This window comes from Actinomycetospora soli, assembly GCF_021026295.1.
Lineage (GTDB): Bacteria > Actinomycetota > Actinomycetes > Mycobacteriales > Pseudonocardiaceae > Actinomycetospora > Actinomycetospora soli.
This window is the reverse complement of record NZ_JAJNDA010000013.1, coordinates 193,629-203,529: the sequence shown is the minus strand read 5'-3', so window position 1 is coordinate 203,529 and position 9,901 is coordinate 193,629. Positions and strand designations below refer to the sequence as shown.

Here is a 9,901-nt window from a genome sequence, read left to right as displayed (position 1 = left end):
ACGAACGCCTTCATTCGTCGGTCGGATACCTGCCGCCGGTTGAATGGGAAGCCCATTACACTGCCGCGATAACCCGGCAGGCCGCCGCGGCCTGACGCCCAGCCTCACCCAGGCCCGGGGCGGTTCAGGCTCCAGCGGCGCCAGTCGCCCGAGATCGGTGCGCAGGACGTCGGCCAACACGAACGCATCGAAGCGGTCGTCCTTGTTGCCGGCGGTGCCGTAGCGCAGCCGCAGCGCCCGGACCTGCCGCGGGCTGATCACGAAGATCTGCAGCCCGGCGCCCAGCAGGGTCTCGACCACCAGACCCTCGCCGCGTTCAATTCCGATCGCGCCGACCCTGTGACGCGCCAGGCGGCGCACCAACTCCCGCAGGCCGGCGGCGTTGTGCTCGGCCTCGAATCGCTCGAGGACCGTCCCGTCGGCGCCCAGGACGCAGACCGCGTGCTCGCCCCAGGACCAGTCCAGACCCGCGACCGTCGGTCCTGCCGCGTCCACTGTGACATCCGTACCGTGCATCGTGCTGCCTCCGCTGCTTGCACCAGTGGGGGAAGCACCCGCGGTTCGGGGCGTGCAGCCGGTCGCTCACTGATCGGCGCTCGTGGCGCGCAGCCCTGTCGCCAGTCGACACGCCCCGGGCCGTCGGGCTCGCGAACTCTCAGGCAGGCCCTCAACGAGCTCGCTCAGCTTGGCGATGCACCAACGGCACCGGGGTGCCGCAGCAAGGTGTCACCACCTCCCTGCAGTACCAGGGTCTAGCAGTGAGCCCAGGCCGCCACCTCCGCCCGCAGCTCGGCGCGTCGCGCGTCGTCGACGAACGCGGCCTCGACCGCGTTCTCGGCGAGCGTCCGGACCTGCGCCCGGTCGAGGCCGAGCGCCTCGGCGACCGCCCGGTGGTTGTCGTCGACGTAGCCGCCGAAGTAGGCCGGGTCGTCGGAGTGGATGCTCGCTGCGAGCCCGGCCTCGAGCATGGCGGGGAGCGGGTGCGCGGCGAGCGTGTCCACGCAGCGCAGCCGCACGTTCGACAGCGGGCACACCGTGAGCGGCACGGCCTGCTCGACGAGCCGGGTGACGAGGGCCGGGTCGTCGAGACTGCGGATGCCGTGGTCGACCCGCTCCACTCCCAGGACGTCGAGGGCCTCCCACACGTAGGCCGCGGGCCCCTCCTCCCCCGCGTGCGCCACGAGACGCAGCCCCTCGGCGCGGGCCCGGGCGTAGACGTCGGCGAAGAGCGACGGCGGGTGGCCGAGCTCGGCCGAGTCCAGCCCGATCCCGAGCACCGGTGTCCCGCTCCCGAGCAACGCGTCCAGCACCGTGCCCGCCTCCGCCGCGGGCCGGTCGCGCAGGAAGCACGGGATGAGGCCCGTCGTCATGCCGTCGGGTGCGGCGGCCAGTGCGCCCGCGACCCCCTCCAGCACCGCCTCGACCGGCACCCCGCGCGCGAGGTGCGCCTGCGGGTCGACGAAGAGCTCGACGTGGCGGACGCCCGCCGCCGCGGCCCGCGTCAGGTAGGCCGTCGTCATCGCGGCGAAGTCCGCGGGCTCCCGCAGCACCGCCATGTTCGCGTAGTACAGGTCGAGGAAGTGCTGGAGGTCGTCGAACGCGTAGCGGGCGCGGAGGTCGTCGAGGTCGGCGTAGGGCAGGGACACCCGGTTCCGCTCGGCCAGCTTCATGATCAGCTCGGGCTCGAGGGTGCCCTCGACGTGGACGTGCAGCTCGACGGCGGGCGGGGTGTCGGTCACGCCGGGGATCCTGGCCCATGGACCGCCGGGTCCGTGCAGGCCGTGCCCCGGTGGGAGGGATCGCAGCCCACCCGGTGGAGCCGGGCGGTGACGGCGCCCGGGGTCCGGGCGAAGCGGGCGGCGAGGTCGCGGAGCAGCGTGGCGCGGGGCGTCGCGGGGTCCGCGGCGTGCCACGCCTCGCGCAGGGCCGCGTCGTCCTCGGCCGACCACGGGAGGCCGCCGTTCGCGGGGCGGGGCGGGCTCCACGACCCGCGGCCGGGGAACGGCACCACCTCGCCGCCCAGGCGGTCCCATGCCTCCGACCAGTCCTCCCGCCACCCGAACCGGAGCCGCTCCTCGAACCACGGGTCCTCCTCCGGCTCGGGTTCGGCCATCGGCCACAGCGGCGGGTCCAGCGGACCCGCCGTCCCGAACTGGTCGTCGGCCCAGGCGGCCCGCAGCAGGGCGTGCAGCCGCCGGGCCGGGAGCGACACCGAGCGGCCGGCCGCGTCCGGGTCGTGGTCCGCCCCGACGGGCACGATCGCCACGTAGGCCCGGGCGTCGAGCACCTGGATCCGCAGTTCGTGGTCCGCCTCGCGGACCGTGATCATCTCGCGCATGCCGTCAGCCTGCGGAGCGTGCGGCGACCCCGGCAACGAACCGGCCGCGCCCTGTGGACAACCCGCGGGCGTCCACAGGCCCGGTTGCTCCGATCGGCAGGCTCACTGCTGGCCGGTCGGACCCACCCAGCCCAGCTTGGTCGACAGCTCGCGCGCCGCCTCCCGCATGTCCCCCACGATCGCCCGGGCCCGGCGGCGCGGCAGGCGGTAGGCCGGGCCGGACGCGGACAGGGCGGCGACCACCGATCCGTCGTGCGCCCAGACCGGCACGGCCACGGCGTGCATCCCGACCTCGAGCTCCTCGAACGACCGCGCGTAGCCCTCGTCGAGCACCCGGGCGAGCTCGGTGCGCAGGGCGGCGGGCTCGGTGATGGTCGCCTCGGTGTACCGGGGCAGGCGACGGCGGAGCAGGATGCGCTGCTCGGCGTCGTCCATGTGCGCGAGCAGGACCTTCCCGGCCGACGTCGCGTGCAGCGGGGTGCGGCGGCCGACCCAGTTCTGGGTGCTCACCGTCGACGTGCCGAACTCCTGCGCCACGTTGATCGCGGCCTCGCCGTCGGACACCGCGATGTTCACCGTCTCGCCGACGATCTCCGCGAGCGCCTGGCAGGTGGGCTGGCCGAGGCGGGCGAGGTCCATCCGCCCGGTGGTCGCCGCGGCGAGGCGCACGATGCCGAAGCTCAGCGCGTACTTGCCGCGGTCGCCGAGCTGCTCGAGCAGGCCCCGCCGCTGCAGCGCCGAGACCAGGCGCGACGCCGTCGACTTGTGCACGCCGAGCTCCTCGGCGATCTCCGTGATGCCGGCCTCACCGCGCGCAGCCAGGATCTCGAGGATCGAGACGGCCCGGTCCACCGACTGGACCGACGAGCGGTCTCCGCGGTCACCGTCCGTCCTCGACACGTCAGGGAGTCTAACGACCCCGTTCGGCGCAGCACGGACACACGACGAATGCGGCCGAACCGGACGAGGTTTCCCCTCACATCCCGGGGTCCCACCGTTCGGCGCAGCGGGGCAGGGTCCAGACTGGTCCGGTGCCGAGGGTCGAGACCGACGAGCCCACCGGCCCGGCCCCGTCGCCGCGCGACACGGACACCGGGCCGCTCCACGGGACCCGCCCGCGTCCGCCCGCCGCGCACGTCGTGCACCGCGGTCCCGGGCCGCTCGACCGGGCCGGGCTGCGCTGGCTGCGCGTGGACGCCCTCGGGCTCACCGTCGCCGTCGCGTTCGGGTCGCTGGCCATGACGCCGTCGCTGATCCCGCGCGACTGGATGGTCCAGGGCCTCGCGACGGGGCTCTCGGCCGCCGCCGGGTACGGGGTCGGCACGGCACTGTGGTTCCTCGTCCGCCGCACCCGCGTGGGTCTGCGGCTCGTGGCCCGCGCCCGCTCGTGGGTGCCGCGTCCCGTGCGGATGGCCGCGTGGCCGATCCTGCTCGCCGCCGCCGCGGTGGTCGTCCTGATCGCCCTGGTCGCCGGGGTGCACTGGCAGCGGGAGCTGGCGGTCCTCGTCGGGATGGAGCCGCCGACGCTGCTCGGCTACTCCCGGGCGGTCCCCCTCGGGATCGTCGTCGCGATGCTGCCGATCGCGGTCGTCCGGCTCGTGCGCCACGCCGACCACGTGCTCGTGCGGGGACTGCGCCGCTACGCCCGGCTGCCCCGGCGCATCGCGGCGGCCGTGGCCGTCGTCCTGCTCGCGTTCCTGCTCGCGGGCTTCCTCAACCAGGTCGTCCTGGGCGGCACCCTCGCCGTCGTCGACCAGGCCTTCTCCGGGGTGAACGACGAGTCCTACCCCGGCTTCGACCAGCCGACGAGCCCCCTGCGGTCCGGCTCGCCCGCCTCGCTCGTGCCGTGGCAGACCCTCGGCAAGGAGGGCCGCCGCTTCGTCGCCGCGGGCCTCGACCCCGCGATCCTCGCGCGCGCCGGCAACCGGCCCGCCGTCGAGCCGATCCGCGCCTACGTCGGCCTGGAGTCGGCCCCGGACGCCCAGAGCCGCGCCGACCTCGCCGTCGCCGAGCTCGACCGCGAGGGGGCCTTCTCCCGTCCCGTGATCGCGGTGATCACGACGACGGGGACGGGCTGGGTCGACGACCCGGTGTCCAACTCGCTGGAGGCGATGTACGGCGGGGACACCGCCATGGTCGCCACGCAGTACTCCTACCTGCCGAGCTGGCTGTCGTTCCTCTTCGACGGGGCGCGCGCGGGCGAGGCCGGGCGGCTGCTCATCGACGCGGTGCACGCCCGCATCGAGGCGATCCCGGCCGGTCAGCCCCGGCCCCGCATGCTCGTGTTCGGCGAGAGCCTCGGCTCGCAGGGGTCGGAGGCGGCCTTCTCCTCGCTCGCCGACGTCCGCGCCAACACCGACGGCGCGCTCTGGGTCGGCCCGCCGAACTCCAACCGGCTGTGGTCGCAGATCGTCGACCGCCGCGATCCGGGGACCCCCGAGATCCTGCCGACGTACGCCGACGGGCTGGTGGTGCGCTTCGCCGCCGGCGGGGGCAGCGCCACGGTCGCGCAGACGCCGCCGACGCCGTGGATCACGCCGCACGTGCTCTACCTCCAGCACGCCTCGGACCCCGTCGTCTGGTGGTCGCCGAGCCTGCTCTGGGAACGACCGGACTGGCTCGTGGAGCGCCGCGGCCCGGACGTGCTCGGGGCGATGAGCTGGTACCCCGTCATCACCTTCTGGCAGGTGACGATCGACCTGGTGAACGCGGTCAACGTGCCGCCGGGGCACGGGCACGTCTACGCGGGCGAGGTGCTCGACGGCTGGGTCGCGGTCGCCGCCCCGCAGGGCTGGACGGCCGCCGACACCGCGCGGGTGCAGCAGGCCCTCGTCGGCACCTCGGCGAGCACGGCCGCCGGCTGACCGACCCGGGTGTGCGGCCCCTCACGGCTCGCACACGGGCCGGGATGGCACGGTGGAGTGGTCCGCGACCGCTGCCCCGAAGGTGCCATGACCGCCCTCCCCGCCGCTCCCCCGGCCGTCCGCCGCGTCCCCGCCGTCGTGGTCCTCTCCGCCGTCGTGGCGGTCGTGGCCGCCGGCCTGGTCGCGTGGAACAACCTCCTGGTCCCGGCCCTGCCCGCCGACCCGGTGGTCCGCATGATCGCGAACGTCGCCGGGGTGCTGGTGCTGGTGCTCGCCGCCCGGGCGGGCGGACTCACGTGGCGGGACCTGGGCCTCTGCCCGACGACGTGGCGGGCCGGTCTGCGCTGGGGCGGCGCGGCCGTCGGGGTCGCCGCGCTCGGCTACGGCGTCGCGTTCCTGCTGCCCGCGACCCGGCCGCTGCTCGAGAACCCGGGCGTCGAGTCCAGCCCGTCGTCCGCGCTCGTGCTGCGGGCGCTGCTGCTCATCCCGGTCGGCACCGTGCTCTGCGAGGAGCTGGCCTTCCGCGGGGTCCTGCACGGCCTCACCGAGCGGGCCTGGGCCGGGCGGTTGTGGGCCGGGCGCGGCGTGGTGTTCGCGGTCGCCTCGGCGTTCGCGGTGTGGCACCTCGCGGGCGCCCTCGCGTCGCCCGTGGGCGGGGTCCCGGTGCTCGGCGTCGCCGTCGTGCTGCTGGTGACCGCCCTCGGCGGCGTCGTCATGTCGGTGGTGCGGCGCCGGACCGGCTCGCTGTTCGCCTCCATCGGCATCCACCTCGGCACCAACGTCGTCGGGCTCGTCGCGGTCCTGCTCGCCACGCGCTGACCGTGAGATAGGGAATATCCGGGCACCTCCGGACGTTCCGTGCGTCTAGTGTTTCGTTGCGCAATACACGAAACAGACGGATCGGAGGACGGGTGGCGCAGGCGGACGTCGGAGCCCGGCCGGGTGCCTCACCCGCGCTCGTCGTGGCGGTGCTCTCCTCGGTGGGCCTCATCGCCTCGCTGTGCATGACGCTGGTGGTGCCGATCGTCCCCCAGCTCCCGGCGCTCCTGCAGACGACGCAGGCCAACGCCTCGTGGGTGATCACCGCGACCCTGCTCGGCGGCGCGGTCGCCACCCCGATCGCCGGACGGCTCGGCGACATGGTCGGCAAGCGACGCGTCCTCGTCGCGACCCTCGTCCTGCTCGTCGTCGGCGCCCTGATCTGCGCGCTGACGTCGTCGCTCGTCCCGGTGCTCGTCGGGCGCTCCCTGCAGGGTGTGGCGGTCAGCGCGGTGCCGCTGGGCATCAGCCTGATGCGCGACGCCCTGCCCCCGGAGCGCCTCGGCTCCGGCATCGCGCTGATGAGCGCCACGCTCGGGATCGGCGGTGGGCTCGGCCTGCCCCTCTCGGCGTTGATCGTCCAGATCGCCGACTGGCACGCGCTGTTCTGGACCGCCGCGGCCCTCGGCGCGGCCGGCATCCTGCTGATCCTCGCGATCATCCCCGAGTCCGCGCAGCGCTCCGGCGGCCGCTTCGACGGCGTCGGCGCCGTCGCGCTCACGATCGGCCTCGTCCTCGGTCTGCTCGCGATCTCGAAGGGCGCCGAGTGGGGCTGGGGCAGCGCCACCACGCTCGGGTCGGCGATCGGCGCGGTCGTCGTGCTGCTCGCCTGGGGCGTGTGGGAACTCCGGGTCGCCCACCCGATCGTCGACCTGCGGGTCACCGCCCGCCGCGCGGTGCTGGTGCCGAACCTCGTCTCGGTCCCGGTCGGCGTCGCGATGTTCACCGGCATGGTGACCTTCCCGCAGCTGCTGCAGGCCCCGACGTCGTCGGGCTACGGCCTCGGGCTCTCGCTCCTCGCCGCCGGGCTCGTGCTGGCGCCCAACGGCATCGTCATGATGGTGATGTCGCCGGTGACCGCCCGGGTGTCGGCGCGCTTCGGCCCGCGGACCTCGCTGCGGATCGGGCTCGTGATCATCGTGATCGCGTACGCCCTCGGGACGGTGCTGCTCTCGCAGCCGTGGCACGTGGCGCTGGTGATCTCGCTGGTCGGTGCCGGGGTCGCCCTGGCCTACGGCTCGCTGCCCGACCTCATCATGCGCGCGGTCCCCACCGACAAGACCGCCGCCGCGAACGGGCTCAACACCCTCATGCGCTCGGTCGGCACGTCCACCGCCTCCGCGGTCGCCGCGGTGGTGCTCTCGGCCATGACGATCCGCGTCGGCCCCGCGACGATGCCGTCGCTGGCCGGGCTGCAGACGACGCTGTGGATCGCCGCCGGCTGCGGCCTCGTCGCGCTCGTCGCCACGGCGCTGATCCCGGTGCTGCCGCGGTCGCGCTCGATCGACGAGACGGTCGTCGAGACCGAGGCCGCCCTTCCCGACGACGGGCGTGGTCCCGCCGTGCACGGGCACGTCCGGCTCGCCGGGGGCGCCCCCGCGTCCGAGGCGCACGTGACCCTGGTGGACCTCCACGGCCGCCAGCTCGCCGTCGTGCCGGTGGAGCCCGACGGGGCCTTCTGCGCCCCGGTGGACCACCCGGAGACCGTGCTCGTCATCGCCAGCGGACCGGGCGGGCGGCCCACCGCCCAGCACGTGTCGCCGGCGGAGCGCTCGGCCCCGCGGGACCTGGTGCTCGCCCGCTAGCCCACCCCCGAGTGCCGGCAGAGCGTCACTGCTGTCACCCGACGCCGGGAAAGCCACGTCGTCGCGCGGCTGCGGGACTACACCGGCTGCAACTCCGTCGACCACAGGGACGTCCCCGTGGCGTCCCGGAGGTCGACCCGGAGACGCCCACCGCTGATCGTGACCTCGCCGAAGTGCTGGAACCCCTCGGCCGGCCCGACGGTGGTCGTCGGCGCGTGGACGAACACCTGCTCCGGCGCGAACGTCGGGTCCATCGGCCCGGGCGGTGCCGAGCCGGCGTGGGCCGGTCCCGAGACGAACTCCCAGAACGGGTCGGCGTCGATGCCCGCCCGCTCGGGCGTGAACCGGTTCGCGGCGGTGTAGTGCACGTCCGCGGTGAGCCACACGGTGTTGCGCACCCCGCGCTCGCGCATCCCCGTGAGCACCCGCGCGATCTCCGCCTCGCGCCCGGCCGGTGCACCCGGGGCGTTGTTCGCGACCGCCTCGATCCCGGTCTCGCCGTCCTTCACGACGATGCCCAGCGGCATGTCGGCGGCGATCACCTTCCACGTGGCCCGCGAGGACGCGAGCCCGTCGAGCAGCCACGCCACCTGCTCGTCGCCGAGCAGCGGCGTCGACGGCGCGGTGAGCGCGTCCGGGTTCGACCCGCGGTGGGACCGCATGTCGAGCACGAACACGTCGAGCTGCGGGCCGTAGGGCACGCGACGGTGGATGCGCTGCGACTCGATGGGCATCCACTCGCGGAAGGCCTGCGTCGCCCGCGCGGTGAGCACGTCGACGCGCTTCTCCTGCGCGTACTTCGCGTCCGTGAGGACCTCGCCGGGGTACCAGTTGTTGGTCACCTCGTGGTCGTCCCAGCTCGCGATCGTCGGGACGGCGGCCTGGAACGACCGGTAGTGGCGGTCGAGCAGGTTGTACGCCCACTGCCCGCGGTACTCGGCCAGGGTCTCGGCGACCTTCGCCTTCTCCGGCGTCACGAGGTTCCGCCAGACGGTGCCGTCGGGCAGGTTCTCGGTGTCCGACAGCGGGCCGTCGGCGTAGACCGTGTCGCCCGAGTGCAGCAGGAAGTCGGGGTCCCGCGCCTGCATCGCGCGGTAGAGCGCCATCCCGCCGCGACTCTCGTCGATCCCCCAGCCCTGCCCGACGACGTCCCCGGTCCACACGAAGCGGACGTCCTCGCCTCCCGACGGCGGGCGGCGGAAGCTCCCGACGACGGGCTCCGACCCGTCCGCTGACACGCGGTAGAAGGTCGTCCGCCCCGGTGCGGCCGGGACGCGCAGGCGGCCGGTGAGGTCGGTGTCGGGCGTCAGCTGCGGGCCCTCGAGGCGTCGGGCGTTCGTGAACGACGGGTCGGACGCGACCTCGACCACCATCCGGGACGGCCGGTCGGCCCGCGTCCACACGAGCGCCGAGTCGGCCGTGACCTCGCCGGACTGCACGCCGTGGGTGAGCACCGGCCGGTCCGACCGCACGAGTCCGGGACCGACGCTCCCGGCGCAGGCGGCGAGCAGCCCACCCCCACCGACGACGAGTCCGGCACGGAGGACATCACGGCGGTTCGGCACGGACCGGGATGATCGCCCGCCCGGGTGAACGTCGGGTGTCGACGGGTCGACCCACTCATGATCACGTCGAGGGGACCACGATGGCTGAACAGGAGATCGACATCAGCCACCGCCGTCCCCTCGCCGTGATCATGAACCTCCGAGCCCCCGACCGGTGACCCGGCGGACCTGACGATCGAGTGCGGCGCGGGCCCGGTCGATCGGCGCGCCGGCCAGGGCGACGTCCACCTCGGGGTCGACGTCGGCGACGCGCCCCTCGAGAAGGGACGGGACGATGGAGCAGCGCACGGCTCAGGCCTCGCAGGGTGTGGTCGCGCTCGTGGGGATCACGCTCGGCGTCGTCCCGCTCGCGCAGCGGCTCGTCACGGGGAGCACGGGGTCGCTCCGGCAGCTCCTGCCGGGTGGCGGGGCGAGCACGGCGGCGCTCGTCGCCACCCTCGTCGTCGTCATCGGCGCCGTGCTGGGGATCGCCGTGCTTGAACGGAGCCGATGACGGCCGTCCCGGCGACG

At 74.6% G+C, this 9,901-nt stretch carries 9 protein-coding genes; 4 read left to right on the top strand and 5 right to left on the bottom strand.

The window, feature by feature from the left end; translation table 11 throughout:
- From LN037_RS21455 to LN037_RS21440, 4 genes are all read right to left on the bottom strand, one after another.
- On the bottom strand, window positions 1–495 hold a 495-nt coding region (locus LN037_RS21455), incomplete at its 3' end, for an IS110 family transposase (RefSeq protein ID WP_230756544.1).
- A gap of 257 nt (window positions 496–752) precedes the next feature.
- The gene (locus tag LN037_RS21450; RefSeq protein ID WP_230756541.1) at window positions 753–1,739 is read right to left on the bottom strand and encodes an adenosine deaminase; all 987 of its coding nucleotides are present in this window, start codon (window positions 1,737–1,739) and stop codon (window positions 753–755) included.
- On the bottom strand, window positions 1,736–2,338 hold the full coding sequence (locus LN037_RS21445) for a hypothetical protein (protein WP_230756537.1): 603 nt from the start codon (window positions 2,336–2,338) through the stop codon (window positions 1,736–1,738). Before LN037_RS21445 ends, LN037_RS21450 begins: the two co-directional genes overlap by 4 nt.
- A 102-nt stretch (window positions 2,339–2,440) precedes the next feature.
- The gene (locus LN037_RS21440) at window positions 2,441–3,238 is read right to left on the bottom strand and encodes an IclR family transcriptional regulator (RefSeq protein ID WP_230756534.1); all 798 of its coding nucleotides are present in this window, start codon (window positions 3,236–3,238) and stop codon (window positions 2,441–2,443) included.
- A gap of 131 nt (window positions 3,239–3,369) precedes the next feature.
- Between LN037_RS21440 and LN037_RS21435 the strand changes: the two genes are divergently transcribed.
- From LN037_RS21435 to LN037_RS21425, 3 genes are all read left to right on the top strand, one after another.
- Window positions 3,370–5,202, top strand: coding sequence for an alpha/beta hydrolase (locus tag LN037_RS21435; RefSeq protein ID WP_230756531.1), 1,833 nt, complete (start codon window positions 3,370–3,372; stop codon window positions 5,200–5,202).
- Window positions 5,203–5,289: 87 nt separating this feature from the next.
- Window positions 5,290–6,021, top strand: a complete 732-nt coding sequence (locus LN037_RS21430) for a CPBP family intramembrane glutamic endopeptidase (protein WP_230756527.1) — start codon at window positions 5,290–5,292, stop codon at window positions 6,019–6,021.
- A 92-nt stretch (window positions 6,022–6,113) separates the two neighbouring features.
- Complete coding sequence (locus LN037_RS21425; RefSeq protein ID WP_230756524.1) at window positions 6,114–7,826, top strand: MFS transporter; 1,713 nt, start codon at window positions 6,114–6,116, stop codon at window positions 7,824–7,826.
- A gap of 77 nt (window positions 7,827–7,903) precedes the next feature.
- On the opposite strand, the gene LN037_RS21420 is transcribed toward LN037_RS21425, so the two are convergent.
- A complete protein-coding gene (locus LN037_RS21420) occupies window positions 7,904–9,391 on the bottom strand; it encodes an alkaline phosphatase D family protein (RefSeq protein ID WP_230756520.1) in 1,488 nt (495 codons plus the stop codon).
- A 274-nt stretch (window positions 9,392–9,665) separates the two neighbouring features.
- Here LN037_RS21420 and LN037_RS21415 point away from each other — a divergent pair, with 274 nt between their 5' ends.
- Window positions 9,666–9,884: a hypothetical protein gene (locus LN037_RS21415; protein WP_230756517.1), complete on the top strand. Its 219-nt coding sequence runs from the start codon at window positions 9,666–9,668 to the stop codon at window positions 9,882–9,884.
- The last annotated feature ends 17 nt before the right edge of the window (window positions 9,885–9,901 follow it).

Coding starts and splice junctions, on each gene's coding strand:
- LN037_RS21445 (WP_230756537.1), bottom strand. CDS start 2,338: ATGCGCGAGATGATCACGGTCCGCGAGGCGGACCACGAACTGCGGATC.
- LN037_RS21430 (WP_230756527.1), top strand. CDS start 5,290: ATGACCGCCCTCCCCGCCGCTCCCCCGGCCGTCCGCCGCGTCCCCGCC.
- LN037_RS21415 (WP_230756517.1), top strand. CDS start 9,666: ATGGAGCAGCGCACGGCTCAGGCCTCGCAGGGTGTGGTCGCGCTCGTG.